The organism is Kangsaoukella pontilimi (genome assembly GCF_009830125.1).
Taxonomy (GTDB): Bacteria; Pseudomonadota; Alphaproteobacteria; order Rhodobacterales; family Rhodobacteraceae; genus Kangsaoukella; species Kangsaoukella pontilimi.
The window spans coordinates 1,163,871-1,181,008 of sequence record NZ_WUPT01000002.1; the positions used below are offsets into that span (position 1 = coordinate 1,163,871).

Genomic DNA, 17,138 nt, shown 5'->3' on the forward strand with positions numbered 1-17,138 from the left:
TATTTTCACCAAGAAGAAAGAGCGGGGAGTGCGCGGCATGACCGAAGTCGATGCAGGGCGCGCGCCCCTCCGGGCGGGCAAGGGCTGGATGTATTACGCGATCCGCTACGGCTTTCTCTGCCTGCTGATCGGGCTTCTGATCTTCTTCGCGATCTTCGCGCCCGGTTTCGCCGGGCCGCGGTCCGCCGTGTTCATTTTCCAGTCCGTCGCCATCACGGGCATTCTGGCGCTTGGCGTGACCTGCACACTTGTCGTCGGCGGATTCGATCTGTCAATCGGGTCGGTTGCGACTTCGGCGCTGATGCTCTCGGCATATGTGATGGTGGTGATGGAGCAATCCGCCTTCGTCGCCGTCATGGCCTGTCTGGTGATGGGGGCGGTGGTGGGCGCGATCAACGGCTTTCTCATCGTCAAGATGCGCGTGCCGGATCTGCTGGCGACGCTCGGGATGATGTTCCTGTTGATCGGTCTGCAGCGTATTCCGACCGAGGGGCGGTCGATCTCGACCGGCATGACCCTGCCTTCGGGCGAGACGGCGGATGGCGTCTTCTCGCCCGCTTTCCTCTGGATCGGGCGGCATCGGTTCGATCTGGTGCTGGAGGACCTGATCCCGGTGCCGGTGGTCCTGTTCCTGCTCGTGGGCGTTCTGGTCTGGGTCTTTCTCGAGCTCACCCGGCACGGGCGGCTAATGTATGCCATCGGCTCGAACGAGCGGGCCGCCGGTTTGGCCGGGACGCCCGTCGCACGCTACAAGGTTCTGGCGTACATGATCTCGGGCGTGCTTGCGTCGGTGGGAGGCATACTTCTGGCGGCGCGTCTGGGTCGGGGCGATATCGCGTCGGGCAACAACCTGCTGCTCGACAGTGTTGCCGCCGCGCTGATCGGGTTCGCCGTTCTCGGCGCGGCCAAGCCCAACGCCTTCGGCACCGCTATCGGTGCGCTTTTCGTCGGCATCCTGCTGCAGGGGCTGACCATGATGAACGCGCCCTATTACACGCAGGATTTCGTCAAGGGAGCGGTGCTTGTCATCGCTCTCATGTTCACATTCGCGTTGTCGCACAGACGCGGCGGCGGGGGTCATTAATTGGGCCGAAGCGCCCGTATTCCAGGGAGGAAGACCATGAACTTTACAAGACGTGTCACGATGGGGCTGATCGCCTCGGCCATGATGGCGACCGGGGCCAGCGCGCAGGACATGCCCGCGCCTCTGGACAATCCAGGTGACGTGACGATTGCCCTCGTCCGCTACCTGTCTACCGGCGACTTCTTCCAGGCCTATCTGGCGGGCGTCGAATCCCAGGCCGCCGCACTTGGCGTCGACCTGCGCGTGTTCGACAGCCGTCAGGATGCCGCGCTGCAGGCCGACATGGTCGATCAGGCCATCGCGCTCGGCGTCGACGGGATCGTCATTCAGCACGGCCTGACCGAGTCGATGAAGGAAGCCGCGCAGCGTGCCGTCGACGCCGGCATCAAGGTCGTGGCCTTCGACGTGAATGTCGAGAACGACGCGATCCCGCAGATCGAGCAGTCGGACTATCTGCTCGGCAAGCTCGCACTGGAGCAGGCGATTGAGGATAATGGAACCAGCTGGGATGCAGGTTACGTCTATGTGCCCGGCATTGCCCCGCTCGACCGCCGTCACGTTGCCTGGGAAGAGGTGAAGGAAGCCAATTCCGGCATTCGCGAGGTCGCCCAGATGGGCACGCTCGACAACCCGATCGCGAACTCGAACGCCAACCAGGCGCGTTCGGTCCTGCAAGCCAATCCGACGATCAGCGTCTTCTTCGCGCCCTATGACGAATTCGCCAAGGGCGTGAAGATTGCCGTGGACGAGGCGGGGCTGTCGGGCGACATCTCGATCTACTCGGCCGACGTCTCGACTGCCGATATCAGCGCCATGCGCGAGCCGGGGTCTGCCTGGAAGGCCACCGTGGCGACCAACCCCGCCGTGGTGGGTGAGGTCTCGGTCCGGGCGCTTGCCATCATGCTGACGGGCGGCGATCCGGGTGCCAGCGTCATCGTGCCGCCGACACTGATCACGCAGGACTTCCTGAACGAGAACGACATCAAGAACATGGAAGAGCTTTCGGCCAAGATGCCCCAGTTCGCCCATGCCGATGTCGCCATGACCGACTGGATGCCGCTGCCGCCGCGGTGATGTGACCCTATTCCCCGGGCGGCTCACCGCCCGGGGACTCCTGACTGACCTTCTCGTCCGGAACGTGCCTTCGCCTCTGCGCTGGGGACGATCACGACCGCTGCGTCCCGGACGGACCCTGAAACGGAGCCCTGACCATGCTTCTCGGCATAGACGCCCGAATGACGCCCGATCTGCTGTCCTGCCTTGCCCGGATGGGACATGGCGACGAGATCGCGCTGGTGGATTCGAATTATCCTGCCGCGTCGACGGCGGCGCATTGCGTCATTCGCGAGCCGATCCAGCTGACCGGGCTCGATGCCGCCGAAGCCGCCCGGCTGATCACCTCGGTGATGCCTCTCGACCCGTTCGTTCCGCATTGCGCGCTTCGGATGGAAGTGGACGGTCAGCCGGACGAGGTCACGGATGTGCACCGCGCCGTCTTCGACATCATCGAGGAGCGGATGCCCGAGGGGGCCGGCACGGCGTCCATCGAGCGGCAGGATTACTATGCCCATGCGCGGACCTGCTTCGCCGTCGTTCAATGCTCGGAGGCGCGCGCTTTCGGCTGTTTCATCCTAAGAAAAGGGGTCGTGTTCTGATGGCCGAGGCCGCGCTGAAAAACACCAAGACCACGGAAGAGGTCGCCTTCGGCATCCGCGCCCGCGTGTTCGAGCACGCGATGCGGAACAATGGCGGCTATCTGAGCCAGGCCTGTTCGGCGGCCGAGCAGCTGGCGTGGCTTTACAACGAGGAACTCAATCTCGGCGCGCCGACGCTGCCGATGATCCCGAAGCCCTTCGGCGGTGTGCCATCGGCGTCGAACCCAGACTATCACACCGGCGCGGGATATAACGGCCCGGCCGAGCCCGAATACGACCGGCTCTTCATCGCGCCCGCTCACTATGCGCTCGTGGCCTATGCCACGCTGATCGAGGTCGGGCGGATGGCGCCTGAAGGGCTGGAGATGTTCAACAAGGACGGCTCGTCGGTCGAGATGATCGGGGCCGAACACTCGCCCGGCATGGAGGTCCATAACGGAACGCTCGGCATCGGCTTTTCCACCGCCGCGGGTCTCGCCTGGGGCCGGAAGCGGCGGGGCGAGAAGGGGCGGACATGGGTCTACATGTCCGACGGCGAGGTGCAGGAAGGCCAGACCTGGGAAGCCATCGCCGCCGCCTCGCATCACGGGATAGACAACCTCTACGCCCTCATGGACGTGAACCGGCAGCAATGCGACGGGGCCATGAACTCGGTCATGGAGGTGGGCGACATCAAGGAAAAGATCGAGGCCTTCGGCGGCGTCGCGGTCTGGGTGGACGGCCATGACCTCGACCAGATGCGCGCCGCCGTCAGGACGCCGCACCGGGGCAAGCCGCTGATCATTCTCGCCAATTCCTCGCCCTTCCGGGGAATGCCCTATCTGCAGCTCCGCTTCCCGCGCCTGCACTACGTCCGCTTCAAGAGCGAGCGCGAGCGCGCCGACATGAACCGCGAGATCGCGAGGTCGCTCGGCATTCCACCCATCGATTACGGCAAGGGGCACTGACATGACGATCCTCCTTGAACGCACGCCATCAGCCATCTTCTTGGCGGAAATACTCCGGGGTGAATTGGCCGAAGGCCAAGGGGGGCGGAGCCCCCGCCCAGCGCGACGTGCGAAGCACGGCGCAAGACCTTGTCTTGTTTCGACGCCTCCGGCGCCGACCGACCGGAGGGGTTTCACCCCTCCGGACCTCCCCGAGAGTATTTTTACCAAGAAGAAGGCCGATCATGTGCGGCGGACGGATGCGCGGCGGCGCGGCATGGGGAGGTGCTGACATGGTCGAGATCGTGAACCGGCCATACGAGAAGGCCTTCGAGAGATACGCCCGCGCGAACCCGGAGGTGCTCTGCCTGTCGGCGGACCTGACGTCCTCCTGCGAAATCGACAAGTTCCGCGACAAATATCCCGAGCAGTTCCTGTCGCTTGGCATGGCCGAGCAGAACATGCTGTCCTTTGCGGGCGGGCTGGGGCTGGCCGGGTTCCGGCCCTTCATCCATACCTTCGGCGTATTCCTGTACCGGCGGCCCTATGACCAGCTGATGGCGTCGATCGCCTATCCGCGCCGCAAGGTGCGGCTGATGGGCTTTCTGCCCGGCATCACGACGCCCGGCGGTATGACCCATCAGGCGATCGAGGATATCGCCGTCATGCGCTCGATCCCGAACATGACCATTCTGGAAACCGGCGACGCGACCGAAGTCGAGTCGATCTGCGAGGCGGCGGATTCCATCGACGGGCCAGTCTATTGCCGGGTTCTCCGGGGGACGGTGCCGCGGCTCTTCGATACGCCCATCGAGGTGGGCCGGATGCGCGAGCTGTCCTTGGGCGATGACGTGCTGATCGTGACCTCCGGCATTACCACCGAAGAGGCATTGCGCGCCAAGGGGGCGCTGGAAGGGGCGGGCGTATCGGTGCGGCATCTGCATCTGAACACGATCAAGCCCTTCGACGCGGAGGCGATGCTCGACCATATCGGGTCGGTGCGCCACGGGGTGGTGACGCTGGAAAACCACGTGACCGAGGGTGGCATCGGCTCGCTTCTGGCCGAGATCATGGCGGACAATGGCGTTGGCAAGAAGCTCGTGCGGCTGGGTCTGAAGGACACCTATGCCCATGGCGGGTCGCGGCCTTACCTGATGAAGTATTACGGTCTGGACGCGACCGCGCTGGTGGACGGGGTCGGGCGGCTTTTGGGCCGAGACCTGGGCATCGGTGAGGAACAGCTGGCCGCCACGCGGGTAGAGGCGGTGCATTCGAAGGAAAAGGCCGAGGCGCTGTGAGCCGGTTCACCGTCACCTACCGCATCTTCGCGCGCTCGGAGGCGGAGGCGCGGGAGCGCGCCCTGGGCGTCGCGCTGGAACAGACCGTAGAAGTGCCCGCCGACGTGGTGCCCGAGGGCTATATCGCGGACGAGATCGTGGGCCGGGTCGAAGAGATCGGGGCCGAGGGCGAGGGGCGCTATCGTGCCGCCATCAGCTATTCCCCCGACAGTACTGGGACCGACCTGCCGCAGGTGCTGAACGTGCTTTTCGGCAACTCCTCGATCCAGAAGGGGATCAAGGTGACCGCGCTCGATCTCGGGCCGCTGGCCGGGGCCTTTCCGGGGGCGCGGTTCGGCATCCGTGGCGTGCGGCGGCTAGCGGGCTGTGGGTCGGGGCCGATGCTGGCGCCGGTCCTGAAGCCCATGGGATCGGGCAGCGCGACGCTGGCGGAGGTCGCCTATCGCTCGGCCGCTGCAGGGGCCCATGTGATCAAGGAGGATCACGGGTTGGCCGATCAGCCCGCTGCCCCTTTCGAGGCGCGGGTGGAGGCTGTGGCGGCAGCGGTCCGGCGGGCCAATGACGAGACGGGCGGCAATTCGCTCTATTTCGCAGCGCTGGCGGGGCCGGCGGAAAAGCTGATGGAGAGGGCGCGCTTCGCAAAGGCGGCGGGCGCCACCGGGTTTCTGGTGATGCCCGGGCTTTACGGGTTCGACCTTGTCCGACGGCTAGCTGAGGCACCTGATCTAGGCCTGCCGATCATGACCCATCCCAGCTTCCTCGGGCCTTACGTGCTGTCGGAAGATACCGGGTTCACCCATGGCATGATGTTCGGGGTGCTGCAGCGTCTGGCGGGGTCGGATATCTCGGTCTTTCCCAATGTGGGCGGGCGGTTCGGGTTCTCGGCGGCGGAGTGCCGGGAGATCGCGCGGGCCTGCCAGAGTACCGATGGCATCGGTGCGCCCATGCTGCCTTCGCCGGGGGGCGGCATGAGCCCCGAGCGCGCGGGCGAGATGCGGGAAATGTATGGTGACGACACCGTGTTTCTTCTGGGGGGGGCGCTTCTCCGTCACGGGGACGGGATCGGCGACGCGGTGGCCGATCTGGTAGGCTCTTTCGGCTGAGGTATCCCCATTGAAGAGGGATTGCGCTCACCTTCGGTGATCGCGGCAGGCGGAGGGGCGCTGCCCCTCCGCACCACCCCGGAGTATTTCCGAACAGAAGAAGGTGTGCGGTTCGCGCTTGTCCCGTGGGCCGTGCGGGGCGAGGGTAGGCTCGGCAGTCGGGGGAGGAATGATGGCCGATTTCGTGGCGCTGATGGGCGTGAAGGGCGGGCCGGCGATCCGGCCGGGGTCGCACATGCCGACGTCGATCCTTGTGTCGCTCGGGGGGGCGGTGATCCTTGTCGATGCGGGTCTGGGCGCGTCTCGGGGTCTGTGCGATCAGGGGGTGGCGCTGACCGCGCTCGATGCGGTGTTCGTCACGCATCTGCATTCCGATCACTACCTTGAGTTAGGGCCGCTTCTGCACACGGCGTGGACCGCGGGGCTGACGCGGGAGGTGCCGGTCTATGGGCCTGCCGGGCTGGAGCGGTACTGGGCGGGGTTTCTCGCCTCGATGGAGGCGGATATCGCGCTTCGCATCGCCGATGAGGGGCGCGTGCCGCTGGAGCCTCTGGCGGCGCTGCGGCCGCTGGGGCCGGACGAGGTGATCCGTGTGGGCGAGGTGACGGTCCGGGCGATGCGGAACGTGCATCCGCCCCTGTGCGACAGTTTCGCCCTGAGGTTCGAGGCGGGCGGGCGCGCCATCGTGCTGTCAGGCGACACCGCCTATATGCCGGAGATGGCGGCGTTTGCTGCGGGCGCGGACCTGCTGGTCCATGAGGCGATGCTGGTGGATGGCGTGGACGCGGTGATCGCCAATCTCGGACATGAGGACGCGCGGCTCAGGCAGCATATCCTGCGCAGCCACACGGCGGCGGCGGATGTGGGGCGAGTCGCGGCGGCGGCTGGTGTCGGGCATCTGGCGGTCAACCATTTCGTGCCGGACGGGTTTCCGGGGTTTACCGACGCCGACTGGGAGCGCGAGCTGCGCCGGCACTGGGACGGGGCGCTCACGCTCGGGACCGACGGGGTGCGGATCGACCTTTGACCGCTCTCAGGGAAGGTCGATTTCGGCCAATATGTTGGCGAGCGCGGCGCCGTGCATGTCGCGGTCGGCGGCGGTGCCCTGAACCTGGGGGCGCGGAATCGAAATCTTGACCACGTGCAAATCTGGGATGTCGAAGCGTTTGAGCGTTTGACCTGGGCAATCAAGCGCCTCTGCCACGCGCGCGGTGTCGAGCCCGTCCCGGATGCGGGTGAAGGCGGTGTCCGTGCCGCAGAAGATGTCCACGGTGATCCAGAAGGGCCCCGCATTCTTCGAGCGGACCTTTTCGGCGATCGAGCGAAGCTCAGGCATCAATCACCTCGAGCGTGAAGACCTCCATCGGGTCGTCGAGCGTCATGACGTGGTGGAGGCAGAATTCGTAGATTGCGCCCCGGTCGATCTCGGCGGGCGAGAAGGGGAAGGCGAAGGTGGGCTGTTCCTCTTCCCGCGTCAGGGGGTGGTGCAGGAGGTAGGGATTGAGAAGCTTGCCGATTTCCGAAGCGAGTTCGGGCGTCGGCGCCGTGACGATGCCGAGGGCGCCGACCTCGACCGGGTCGCCTGTGCGGTGTTCGAGCGCGCCGAGCGTGGCGTTCCGGCCGATGAGGCGGATCTCGATTGAGAAGTCGTCGCGTCCGGTGCGGTCGCGGGCCTTGGCGGTGGCGCGGGCGATGATGTCGTCGGCCCAGCCCTGGGCTTTGGCGACATAGCGCGGGTCGCGGAGGAGCGCGAGGAGGATCGTCTGGTAGCCCGCGACGCGCGCGCCTTCGAGCTTGACCGTGTAGTCGGGAGACGGGCGCCAGACGGGGCCGGTCACGCGGACGCGGGTGTCGTCGAGCGCGGTGTAACGCGCATGGGTGACGTCGAGTGCGCCGCCCGGCTCGTAGAGGAGGAACGGGTCGGAGTTCTCATAGAGCATATGGGCGGAAACCGTGTGCGGCGTCGCCTGTGCACCGTCGGCGAGGGGCGTCAACGTGAAGGCGTCGTCTTCGAAGTCGATCTGGAGGACGCCCGATTGCGGGTTCGACGCGCAGAGCGCGCCGCATTCGCCGATCTTGGCCGCGTGCCAGGCGAGGCCGGGGTCGATGCCCCGCGCAATGGGGAGCGCGGCGATGATGGCGGTGTCGGTGGTGCGCCCCGCGATGACGATATCGGCGCCCGTGGCCAGCGCGGCGTTGACCTGTTCGATACCGGCCAGCGCGACGATATGGGCGCAGCTTGTCACGGTATCGGCGTCGATCTCGGGTGCCGCGGGGAGGGGTGTGATACGGCCCATTGCCATGGCGTCAGCGATGCGCCCGGCGGGCTGGTCGGATTTGAGGATGGCGACCCTTGCGGTGCGGCCGGTCTCGGCCAGCACCTCGTGCGTGATGTCGGTCAGCCAGTCGACCGCCGGGCCCGCGCCGCAGGTGCCGGCAGTTCCGATGACCAGCGGGCAGCCGGCGCGGTGAGCGGCGTCCATCAGCGCGGCCCATTCGGCCTTGGTGGTCGAGCGCGCGTATTTCGAGACCCCGCGGCCGAGATAGGACGGGCCGGAATCGGTCGAGCCGCCGTCGATGGCGATCAGATCGGGCCTGTTCGCGATGCCGCGTTCAAGGGCCTCCTGATCCCAGCCGAGGCCGAGCGCGCCGGACGGAACGAGGATACGCGTCACGGTTGCGCCGCCTCAGGCGTCGCGGTGAGCGGTTTTCGGGGAAAACCGGTGGGGGCTCCGCCCCCCTCGTCACTGACGTTCCTCGTCCCCCGGGATATTTCGGAACAGGCGAAGACAATTTGACTCAAATTGTTCTTCTTCTTGGGAAAAATACTCCCGGGTAGGTCCGGAGGGGTGGAACCCCTCCGGTGGTTCGGCCGGGGCCCGGCCAGTTCGAACCTCGACACGTCCACCCGACGTGTCGCCGCCTGCGGCGGACTGGCTCTCACCCTCCGGTGTGTCGGATCGCAGATCCGAAACATCAGTCGATCACCCGGTCGGGACGTTTCAGGATGGGGCGGAGGAACATCGGTGCGATGAAGCCGATAATGGCCGCGGCCCAGAGACCGATCGCGATCGGCGAGGACCAGAGATAGGTCACGTCCCCGTCGGACAGGATCATGGCGCGGCGGAGCGCGTCTTCCATGTGGCCGCCGAGCAGGATGCCGAGGATGATCGGCACTGTCGGCACGCCGATCTTGCGGAAGAGATAGCCCATGACGCCGAAGCCGGTCATCAGGAGAAGGTCGAAATAGCTGCCGGTCAGCGAGAAGATACCGACGAAGCTGACCATCATCACCCCCGGCAGCAGCAGCCCCGGCGGCACCGACAGGATATGCACGAAGAGCTTCACCATCGGCACGTTCATGATCAGCAGCACGACGTTGGCGATCAGGAGCGCCGCGATCAGGCCCCAGACCACTTCGGGCCGGTCGGTAAAGAGGGTGGGGCCGGGCGTGATGTTGAGGGTCATGAGAAGCGCCAGCAGAACCGCCGTCGTGCCCGATCCCGGCACGCCTAGGGTGAGCATCGGTACGAGCGCGCCGCCGGCGGCTGCGTTGTTGCCCGCCTCGGGCGCGGCGATACCCCTGGGAACGCCCGTGCCGAAGCCGCCGTTCTTTCCCGCGAAGCTTTTTTCGGTCATGTAGGCCAGGAACGATCCGAGCGACGCGCCCGCGCCGGGCAGAACGCCCGCGACGAAGCCGGTGAAGCTGGCGCGGATCATGGTTCCGAAGGATGCGCCGATATCGCGGAAGGGGATCGTCACCTTTTCCAGCTTGACGCCGAGGGACGAGGATTTGCCCTGGTTCTCGATGTAGATCAGGACTTCGGACACCGCGAAAAGCCCCACGAGCGGCACGAGGAAATCGACCCCGTCCATCAGGTGCAGGTTTCCGAAGGTGAAGCGCGGCATGCCGGTCTGGTTGTCGAGGCCGATGGTCGCGATGGCCAGCCCGAGCGCCGCGGCGAAGGCCGCCTTGGCCTGGTTCTGCGAGGCGAGGCCGCCGAGGGTGCAGAAGGCCAGCATGTAAAGCGCGAAATACTCCGCCGGGCCGAACTGATAGGCGACGCGCGACAGGAGCGGCGCGAGCAGCATCAGGCCGATGGTTGCGAGGAAGGCGCCGACGAAGCTGGCCACGCCCGAGATCACCAGCGCGTCGCCCGCGCGGCCCGCCTTGGCCATGGGGTAGCCGTCCAGTGTCGTCATCAGGGCCGGTTCGTCACCGGGAATGTTCAGGAGGATCGACGAGATCCGCCCGCCATACATCGCGCCGTAATAGACGCTGGTCAGCAGGACGAGCGCCGAGGTCGCGTCGAGGCCGAGCGAGAAGGTCAGCGGGATCAGGATCGCCACGCCGTTCGAGGGGCCGAGGCCCGGCAGCGCGCCGATGATCGTGCCGAGGAAGCAGCCGATGACGGCCAGCATCAGCGTCCATGGGCTGAGCGCGATGGAGAAGCCGAGGGCGAGATTGGACAGGATATCCATGGTGGCGCGCCCCTAGAAGAGGCCCTTGGGAAAGGCGACGAGGCCCAGCCCGAGAGCGTATTTGAAGACAAGGAACAGCCCGGCCGACAGGCCGAGGCCCGCGAGCACGGCGAAAAGCGCGCGCCCGGCGATGAGATAGCTCAGAATGCCCGCCGCCACGGCGGTCGGCAGAAGAAAGCCCAGCGGTTTCAGCGAATAGGCATAGCCGATCATGGTAACCGTTGCGAAGGCGATCTTCAGAAATGCGCCCGCCGAGGGCCATTCGACCTCGTCATCGGGTTTGAGGACCATGATCGCGCCGCAGAGGATCGCGATCACGCCGAGGAGGATCGGAAAGGATTTCGATCCCATCGGGTCCGAGAGGAAGCTGGTCCGGATCTGGAAGGCGCTCGCGATATACGCGAGCGCCGCCAGAATCACGACCACGCCGAAGATGCGGTCGGTTCTGAGCATGGGTTCGATCCCTTACTGGATCACGCCGATTTCGCGGCTGAGTTCTTCGGTGTCGGCGATGACACCGTCGACCCAGTTCTGGAAGTCGTCACCGACGCGGGTGAACGGAGCGAGACCGTTGGCTTCCATCGCGGCTTTCCACTCGTCGCTGTCAGCCACGGCCTGGAGCTTGTCGGCCCATTCCTGGAACCGCTCGTCCGAGATGCCTTTGGGCACGTAGAGGCCGCGCCAGTTTACGGCGGTCACGTCATAGCCCTGTTCCTGAGCGGTCGGGATGTCCGGGAAGCTGTCGACGCGCTCGTCGGTGAGGATCGCGATGGCCTTCACTTCGCCTGTTTCGATGAAGCCGACGATTTCCGAGATGTCGCCGGTCATGCCCGTGGTGAAACCACCGATGGTCTGAGTGATGGCATCGGCGCCGCCGTCCACGCCGATATACTTGATCGCGCGGACGTCATCGATCCCGGCTTCTTTCGCCAGCATCAGTACCTTGAGGTGGTCGAAGCCGCCTGCGGCCGAGCCGCCCGCGAAGGAGATGTCCTCGCCCGCCTTAACGGCGTTCATGAGGTCGTCGAGATTGTTGTAGGGGCTGTCGGCAGCTACGACGATGACGCCGGGGTCGGCGCCGATGGCACCCACAAAGCGCACCTGGTCCGCGGTGGCGCCGCCGAAGGCGTTCTGGGCAAGACGGGTCGCGGTGGCCTGGCTGGCGGCCACGATCAGGTCGGGGTCGTCATTGCGCTCATTGACCACGGTAGAATAGGCCAGACCGCCGCCGCCGCCGGCCATGTTGGTGACCTGCACGGGGCTGTCGACCTGACCGATGTCATACAGGATCTTGCCGATCTGGCGGCAGGTGAAGTCCCAGCCGCCGCCGGGGTTGGCGGGCGCGATGCACTCCGCCGCCGACACGGCACCGGCCGTGACAACGAAAACGGCCGACAGGCCGAGCGTTTTGATATTCATGATGTCCTCCCATTTGACACGGGCTTTTCGCCCGCTCATGGTCAGTAACGCTATGGACCTGTCACCAAGCTGTCACGTCCTTATCTGAACCGGGACCATGCGATTTCTGTTGATCGAGGATAACGCCAGCCTGGCAGGCGCCGTGGTCGAGCGGCTGCAGATGGACGGTCATGCGGTCGACCATGCGGACACGCTGGACGCCGCGCGGGCCTGTATCGCGGTTGCCGATTACGATTTGATTTTGCTGGATATTATGCTGCCCGACGGGGACGGGCGCAGCTTTCTGGAGGCGCATCGTCAGGCCGAGAAACAGACGCCCGTGATCGTCACCACGGCGCGGTCCGAAGTGTCGGACAGGGTGGGGCTGCTGGACCTCGGGGCAGACGACTATATCACCAAGCCGTTCGACTTTTCCGAGCTCGAAGCGCGCTGCCGGGCGGTGTTGCGGCGCCGTGGCGGGGCGGCGGTCAACAGCGTGACGGTGGCGGATGCGGTCCTTGATTCGGCTGCGGGAGAGCTTCGGATCGGGGGCGAGGCGCAGACGCTGAGAAACCGCGAGCTGCGCCTGCTGGAGGTGTTTTTCGCCGCTCCCGGTCAGGTCTTTTCCAAGTCCTACCTGATGGACCGGATGTTTTCGTTTTCCGATGAGGTGAACGAGAACGCGATCGAGGTCTATGTGGGCCGGATCAGGCGGCGGCTGGAGGGGGCTCAGGTCAGGATCGAGACGGTGCGCGGTCTGGGCTACCGGCTGGTGGCGGACAGGTGAGCGCGGGCGCGGCGGCGAAAGGGTCGATCCGGCGGCGGCTGTTCCTGCAATTGGCGGCTATCGCGGCGCTGTTGTCGGTTCTGCTGTTTCTGGTGATGCGGGCGGTTGCGGCCTCGGCGGCAGAGGATACGCAGGACGGGATACTCGCCGCCTCGGCCACGTCGATTGCCGATGCGCTGAGATCCGAGGAGGGGTCGATCACGCTGGATTTGCCCTATTCGGCACTGTCCATGCTGGGAACGATCAACGAGGACCGGGTGTTCTACCGCGTTGTGGTCAATGGCGAGACGCTGACCGGATACGACGACCTGCCGCCGCCCGAGGACGCGCCGACGCTGTCGCGGAACACGTTTTCCACCTTCGAGTACCGGGGCGACGAGGTGCGGATGGTCAGCGTCGCGCGGGTGGTCAGCACCGGGGGCGCGCCGTCCAACGTGCAGATTTCTGTCGCGCAGACGCGGCTGGGGCTACAGGCGATCTCGCAGCGGATCAGCGCCATCGCGACGGCGGCGGGCATCGGGTTCTTCGTGGTGGCGACGGCCCTGTCGCTCTGGGCGGCGCAGAGCGCGCTCAGCCCGCTTGAGAGGATGACGGCGTCGGTGACGCGACGGGGGCCGGGGGACCTGCGCCCCTTCGAGACCGAGACGCCCGCCGAACTGGTGCCCTTCGTCGCGGCGCTGAACAGCTTCATCGCGCGACTCCGTGCATCGCTTCAGCGGTCCGAGGACCTGATCGCCGAGGCCGCGCACCGGGTCAGGACGCCTCTCGCCACGGTCAGGGCCAAAGCCGAGGTCACCCATCGCAAGCTGAACAAGCCTGAGCACCGCCAGACCATGCGCGAGATGATCCGCGCCATCGATGAAAGCTCGCGCTCGGCGGGGCAACTTCTGGACCATGCGATGGTGACGTTCCGCTCGGACAGCCTGTCGGAAGAGGTGGTGGACCTGAGCGAGATGGTGCAGGACACCTGCGACCGGCTCTCGCCTGCAGCCGGGCTGAAAGACGTGAGCGTTCTCGCCCGCGTGCCGGACCTGCCGGTGACCATGAAAGGCGACTGGGTGCTGTTGCAGAGCGCGCTTCAGAACATCGTGGACAATGCTATCAAGTATTCGCCCGAGGACACGACGGTCGAGGTGGCCCTGTCGGCGGGGGAGACCATCCGGCTGGCGGTCACGGATGCGGGGCGCGGGTTCGGCGGGGCGGATGTCGAGGCGCTGAAGGGCCGCTTCGCGCGGGGGCGGAACGTGGACGATATCGTCGGCTCGGGCCTTGGTCTGACCATCGCGGACGAGGTGGCGCGCGCCCATGGCGGACGGCTTGAGATCGCGGCCAACAGGAACGGAGGCGGCGCATGCGTCACGCTTGTCTTTCCCTTGTCCTGAGCCTCTGGGCGGCGGTTGCGCTGGCCTTCGAGATCGAGGCGGACCTGACCTATCCGGCCGAGGTGGAGACCGGCGTTCTGACGATCCTCTCCACCGCCGACCGCGAGGCGTTCGAGCCGATCCTGCTGGCGTTTCAGGCGGATAACCCCGGCGTCACGATCCGCTACACCATCGCGTCCACCGCCGAGGCGATGAAGGCGGTGGCGGACGAGGGCGCGCGGTTCGATCTGGTAATCTCGTCCGCGATGGACCTGCAGACGAAGCTCGCCAATGACGGCTTCGCGGCGACCTATCGCTCGGCGGCGACGGATGCGCTGCCCGACTGGGCGCGGTGGCGGAACCAGCTTTTCGCCTTCACGCAGGAGCCGGTCGTTCTGATCGTGTCGGACGATGCCTTCCCGGACGGCGAGGTGCCCGCCACGCGGAACGCGCTGATCGAGGTCCTGCGGGATCAGCCCGAGCGGTTCCGGGGCAAGATCGGCACCTATGACGTGCGGGAATCGGGCTTCGGCTATCTGCTGGCGACACAGGATGCGCGGGCGTCGGAAAACAGTTGGCGTCTGCTTGAAATTATGGGCCGGCTCGATACGCGGCTTTACTGTTGTTCGGGCGACATGCTGCGGGACATCCGCTCGGGCGACCTTCTTCTGGCTTACAACGTCCTTGGCAGCTACGCCGCCGCGCAGCAGGCCGAGGCGGGCGGGTTCCGGATCGTCGAGATGGAGGATTTCTCGAACATCATGCTGAGGACCGTGATGATCCTGAACGGGGCAGAGAACCGGGAAGAGTCTGCGGCGATGGTGGATTTTCTGGCGCGTCTCGGCGGCCGGCCCGATCTGGTCCGTGCCTCTGGCCTGCCCGCCATCGACGATGCGGCGCTCAGGGACAACGTGGCGCTGAGGCCGATCCGTCTGGGGCCGGGGCTTCTGGTGTTTCTCGACCGGCTGAAGCGGCGGACGTTCCTGAGAAACTGGGAAGCGTCGATCACGCAGGAATGAGCCGTCAGCCGCCGGTATAGGTCCAGCGATAGGCAGGCGGGGTCGGCCCCTTGTTCCGGCCGCCCTGCTGTTTCTGCTCCCATGCGTGGGCCAGGATGCCGACCGAGCGCGAGAGGCAGAAAAGACCGCGCGCGAGCGGCGGGGGGAAGCCGAGTTCCGCATAGATCACCGCCGTCGCACCGTCGATGTTCATCGGGATGGGCCTGCCCGCGCGCTCGGCCAGATGCGCCTCGATCTCCATTCCAATGTGGCGGAACGTGCCCGAGACGGTCCCCGCCGCTTCGGCCTCGTCCACGAGCGCCATCAGGCGCGGCGCGCGCGGGTCGGTGGGGGTGTGAAAGCGATGGCCGAAGCCGGGAATGTATTTGCCGCGTTCGTCGCGCCAACGCGCGACCTCACCGGCCAGATCGCCGGACGCCTCGATCCGGTGGAAGAGTTCGACCGCCTGTTCGCCCGCGCCGCCATGGACATCGTCCAGAAGGTTCACCGCGCTCGCCATCGCCTGATTGAGCGCCGCGCCGCAGGTGACCGCCATGCGCGCCGTGGCAATGGAGGGGGCCTGAGGCCCGTGGTCGACGGCGGCGACGAGGGCCGCCTCCAGAAGCCGTGCCTGCCCTTCGGATGGAACGTCGCCCCGCAGCATGAGCCAGATCATCTGGGGGAAAGTGACCGCGCCGATCAGCTCCTGAATGGGCCGGCCGCGAATGTCGATCCGGCCCGGTTCCATGTCGATGATCGCGGTGCTCCACCAATCGGCCACGTCGCTCATATCGCGTTTTCCTCTCTGAGGGCGGCGATTTCGTCGCCGGTGAGACCGAGTTCCGACAGGACGGCGTCGGTGTCCTGTCCGAGTTCGGGGGGCGGGCTGTCCACGGCGAGCGGTTGCCCGTCAAAGCGCATTCCGGTGCGGAAGACCTCGGCTTCGCGCCCCTCGCCGATGTCGAAGGCGGCGATCTGTCCCGCCGCGCGGGCCTGTTCCAGCGCCTGGGGCAGGGAGAGGATGCGGCCCGCGGGGACGCCAATGCCGTTCAGCGCCTCTTCCCAGTGCGCGGCGGGGCGGGACGAGAGCGCGTTCTCGATCAGGGTGTTGAGCGCTGTGCGGTTGGCCTTGCGGTCGGCACGGGTGATGAAGCGGGGATCCGTTGTCAGCTGGCCGAGGCCGAGGTGTGCGGCCAGCGCCTCCCATTGTTCCTGCTTGTTGGCGGCGATGTTCAGAAGGCCGTCCGCGCAGCGATAGGCGGCCGAGGGGGCCGAGGTCAGGTTCTCGTTTCCGGCCGGTTCCGCCTCGACGCCCGCGACGAGGTAGTTGGACACCGCCCAGCCCATGGTCGCCATCAGCGCGTCGCGCATGGAGATGTCGATAAAGGCACCCCGCTCGGGGGCGTTCAGCGCCGCCGAGATCGCCATGGCGGCGGTGAGCCCGCCCACGGTGTCGGCCACGGGCCAGCCTGCGCGTAGCGGGTGTTCGCTGGGGCTTCCGGTGATGGCCATGGCGCCCGAGATGCCCTGGACGATCTGGTCATAGGCGGGCCGCGCGGCCATGGGGTCGTCCTGACCGAAGCCGGAAATGGCGCAGTAGATCAGGTTTGGGTGGCGGGTGCGAAGGGCCTTTGCGCCAAGGCCGAGACGGTCCATCACGCCGGGGCGGAAGTTCTCGACCAGCACGTCGGCGCTGGCGACAAGGCGCTCGAAGACGTCGCGGCCACTCTGACTTTTGAGGTTGAGCGTGACCGAGCGCTTGCCGGGATTGGGGGCGAGGAAGGAGACGCCCATGTTCCGCGCCGAGAGCCCCTCGTCCTGACCGAGCTGCCGGGCGAGATCGCCGGTGCCGGGGAGTTCGACCTTGATCACCTCGGCCCCGAGATGGGCCAGCTGGTGGCAGGCGAAGGGCCCGGCCAGCACGTTGGTCAGGTCGAGAATGCGGATGCCTCTCAAGGGCGGTTGGCTCATGTCGGGGTCCTCCGTTCCCGGATCGGTAGCAGGCGGCGGACGTCGGGGCCAGAGGGAGCGGGGGTTGCGCCCCGG

Annotated in this window: 17 protein-coding genes; 10 read left to right on the forward strand and 7 right to left on the reverse strand. The window is 66.4% G+C overall.

What is annotated here, in order from left to right:
- Positions 1 to 37: 37 nt before the first annotated feature.
- From GQ651_RS15290 to GQ651_RS15320, 7 genes are all read left to right on the forward strand, one after another.
- Positions 38 to 1,084 carry an ABC transporter permease gene (locus GQ651_RS15290; protein ID WP_227258207.1) on the forward strand — a complete coding sequence of 349 codons (1,047 nt, stop codon included), beginning with the start codon at positions 38 to 40 and terminating at the stop codon, positions 1,082 to 1,084.
- A gap of 36 nt (positions 1,085 to 1,120) precedes the next feature.
- Positions 1,121 to 2,158, forward strand: a complete 1,038-nt coding sequence (locus GQ651_RS15295; RefSeq protein ID WP_160765064.1) for a substrate-binding domain-containing protein — start codon at positions 1,121 to 1,123, stop codon at positions 2,156 to 2,158.
- A 137-nt stretch (positions 2,159 to 2,295) separates the two neighbouring features.
- Positions 2,296 to 2,739: an RbsD/FucU family protein gene (locus tag GQ651_RS15300; RefSeq protein WP_160765065.1), complete on the forward strand. Its 444-nt coding sequence runs from the start codon at positions 2,296 to 2,298 to the stop codon at positions 2,737 to 2,739.
- Positions 2,739 to 3,686 (forward strand): transketolase, encoded by a 948-nt coding sequence (locus GQ651_RS15305; RefSeq protein ID WP_227258208.1) that lies wholly within the window; start codon positions 2,739 to 2,741, stop codon positions 3,684 to 3,686. Before GQ651_RS15300 ends, GQ651_RS15305 begins: the two co-directional genes overlap by 1 nt.
- Before the next feature lie 224 nt (positions 3,687 to 3,910).
- The gene (locus GQ651_RS15310; protein WP_227258209.1) at positions 3,911 to 4,963 is read left to right on the forward strand and encodes a transketolase family protein; all 1,053 of its coding nucleotides are present in this window, start codon (positions 3,911 to 3,913) and stop codon (positions 4,961 to 4,963) included.
- Positions 4,960 to 6,066 carry a RuBisCO large subunit C-terminal-like domain-containing protein gene (locus GQ651_RS15315; protein ID WP_160765066.1) on the forward strand — a complete coding sequence of 369 codons (1,107 nt, stop codon included), beginning with the start codon at positions 4,960 to 4,962 and terminating at the stop codon, positions 6,064 to 6,066. The genes GQ651_RS15310 and GQ651_RS15315 overlap by 4 nt, the downstream gene beginning before the upstream one ends.
- Before the next feature lie 172 nt (positions 6,067 to 6,238).
- Complete coding sequence (locus GQ651_RS15320; RefSeq protein ID WP_160765067.1) at positions 6,239 to 7,093, forward strand: MBL fold metallo-hydrolase; 855 nt, start codon at positions 6,239 to 6,241, stop codon at positions 7,091 to 7,093.
- Positions 7,094 to 7,099: 6 nt separating this feature from the next.
- Here the strand turns inward: GQ651_RS15320 and GQ651_RS15325 are convergent, their stop codons facing one another.
- From GQ651_RS15325 to GQ651_RS15345, 5 genes are all read right to left on the reverse strand, one after another.
- Complete coding sequence (locus GQ651_RS15325) at positions 7,100 to 7,402, reverse strand: DUF4387 family protein (RefSeq protein WP_160765068.1); 303 nt, start codon at positions 7,400 to 7,402, stop codon at positions 7,100 to 7,102.
- Complete coding sequence (locus tag GQ651_RS15330; RefSeq protein WP_160765069.1) at positions 7,395 to 8,741, reverse strand: acyclic terpene utilization AtuA family protein; 1,347 nt, start codon at positions 8,739 to 8,741, stop codon at positions 7,395 to 7,397. Before GQ651_RS15330 ends, GQ651_RS15325 begins: the two co-directional genes overlap by 8 nt.
- A 301-nt stretch (positions 8,742 to 9,042) precedes the next feature.
- Entirely contained in the window at positions 9,043 to 10,548 is a 1,506-nt protein-coding gene (locus GQ651_RS15335; protein ID WP_160765070.1) for a tripartite tricarboxylate transporter permease, read from the reverse strand.
- 12 nt (positions 10,549 to 10,560) lie between these two features.
- Positions 10,561 to 11,001: a tripartite tricarboxylate transporter TctB family protein gene (locus GQ651_RS15340; RefSeq protein WP_160765071.1), complete on the reverse strand. Its 441-nt coding sequence runs from the start codon at positions 10,999 to 11,001 to the stop codon at positions 10,561 to 10,563.
- A gap of 12 nt (positions 11,002 to 11,013) precedes the next feature.
- Entirely contained in the window at positions 11,014 to 11,967 is a 954-nt protein-coding gene (locus GQ651_RS15345) for a Bug family tripartite tricarboxylate transporter substrate binding protein (RefSeq protein ID WP_160765072.1), read from the reverse strand.
- 97 nt (positions 11,968 to 12,064) lie between these two features.
- Here GQ651_RS15345 and GQ651_RS15350 point away from each other — a divergent pair, with 97 nt between their 5' ends.
- Genes GQ651_RS15350 through GQ651_RS15360 form a run of 3 tightly spaced genes read left to right on the forward strand, consistent with a single transcriptional unit; the run spans position 12,065 to position 15,113 of the window.
- Entirely contained in the window at positions 12,065 to 12,733 is a 669-nt protein-coding gene (locus GQ651_RS15350; RefSeq protein WP_160765073.1) for a response regulator transcription factor, read from the forward strand.
- Positions 12,730 to 14,115, forward strand: a complete 1,386-nt coding sequence (locus tag GQ651_RS15355) for a sensor histidine kinase (protein WP_319637454.1) — start codon at positions 12,730 to 12,732, stop codon at positions 14,113 to 14,115. Before GQ651_RS15350 ends, GQ651_RS15355 begins: the two co-directional genes overlap by 4 nt.
- Positions 14,085 to 15,113, forward strand: coding sequence for an ABC transporter substrate-binding protein (locus GQ651_RS15360; RefSeq protein ID WP_160765074.1), 1,029 nt, complete (start codon positions 14,085 to 14,087; stop codon positions 15,111 to 15,113). Before GQ651_RS15355 ends, GQ651_RS15360 begins: the two co-directional genes overlap by 31 nt.
- A 4-nt stretch (positions 15,114 to 15,117) precedes the next feature.
- Here the strand turns inward: GQ651_RS15360 and GQ651_RS15365 are convergent, their stop codons facing one another.
- Both GQ651_RS15365 and GQ651_RS15370 read right to left on the reverse strand, forming a co-directional pair.
- Positions 15,118 to 15,882 (reverse strand): citryl-CoA lyase, encoded by a 765-nt coding sequence (locus tag GQ651_RS15365; RefSeq protein ID WP_160765075.1) that lies wholly within the window; start codon positions 15,880 to 15,882, stop codon positions 15,118 to 15,120.
- Complete coding sequence (locus tag GQ651_RS15370; protein WP_160765076.1) at positions 15,879 to 17,063, reverse strand: CaiB/BaiF CoA transferase family protein; 1,185 nt, start codon at positions 17,061 to 17,063, stop codon at positions 15,879 to 15,881. Before GQ651_RS15370 ends, GQ651_RS15365 begins: the two co-directional genes overlap by 4 nt.
- Between the last annotated feature and the right edge of the window lie 75 nt (positions 17,064 to 17,138).

Coding starts and splice junctions, on each gene's coding strand:
- GQ651_RS15290 (WP_227258207.1), top strand. CDS start 38: ATGACCGAAGTCGATGCAGGGCGCGCGCCCCTCCGGGCGGGCAAGGGC.
- GQ651_RS15295 (WP_160765064.1), top strand. CDS start 1,121: ATGAACTTTACAAGACGTGTCACGATGGGGCTGATCGCCTCGGCCATG.
- GQ651_RS15300 (WP_160765065.1), top strand. CDS start 2,296: ATGCTTCTCGGCATAGACGCCCGAATGACGCCCGATCTGCTGTCCTGC.
- GQ651_RS15305 (WP_227258208.1), top strand. CDS start 2,739: ATGGCCGAGGCCGCGCTGAAAAACACCAAGACCACGGAAGAGGTCGCC.
- GQ651_RS15310 (WP_227258209.1), top strand. CDS start 3,911: ATGTGCGGCGGACGGATGCGCGGCGGCGCGGCATGGGGAGGTGCTGAC.
- GQ651_RS15320 (WP_160765067.1), top strand. CDS start 6,239: ATGGCCGATTTCGTGGCGCTGATGGGCGTGAAGGGCGGGCCGGCGATC.
- GQ651_RS15325 (WP_160765068.1), bottom strand. CDS start 7,402: ATGCCTGAGCTTCGCTCGATCGCCGAAAAGGTCCGCTCGAAGAATGCG.
- GQ651_RS15335 (WP_160765070.1), bottom strand. CDS start 10,548: ATGGATATCCTGTCCAATCTCGCCCTCGGCTTCTCCATCGCGCTCAGC.
- GQ651_RS15340 (WP_160765071.1), bottom strand. CDS start 11,001: ATGCTCAGAACCGACCGCATCTTCGGCGTGGTCGTGATTCTGGCGGCG.
- GQ651_RS15345 (WP_160765072.1), bottom strand. CDS start 11,967: ATGAATATCAAAACGCTCGGCCTGTCGGCCGTTTTCGTTGTCACGGCC.
- GQ651_RS15350 (WP_160765073.1), top strand. CDS start 12,065: ATGCGATTTCTGTTGATCGAGGATAACGCCAGCCTGGCAGGCGCCGTG.
- GQ651_RS15360 (WP_160765074.1), top strand. CDS start 14,085: ATGCGTCACGCTTGTCTTTCCCTTGTCCTGAGCCTCTGGGCGGCGGTT.
- GQ651_RS15365 (WP_160765075.1), bottom strand. CDS start 15,882: ATGAGCGACGTGGCCGATTGGTGGAGCACCGCGATCATCGACATGGAA.
- GQ651_RS15370 (WP_160765076.1), bottom strand. CDS start 17,063: ATGAGCCAACCGCCCTTGAGAGGCATCCGCATTCTCGACCTGACCAAC.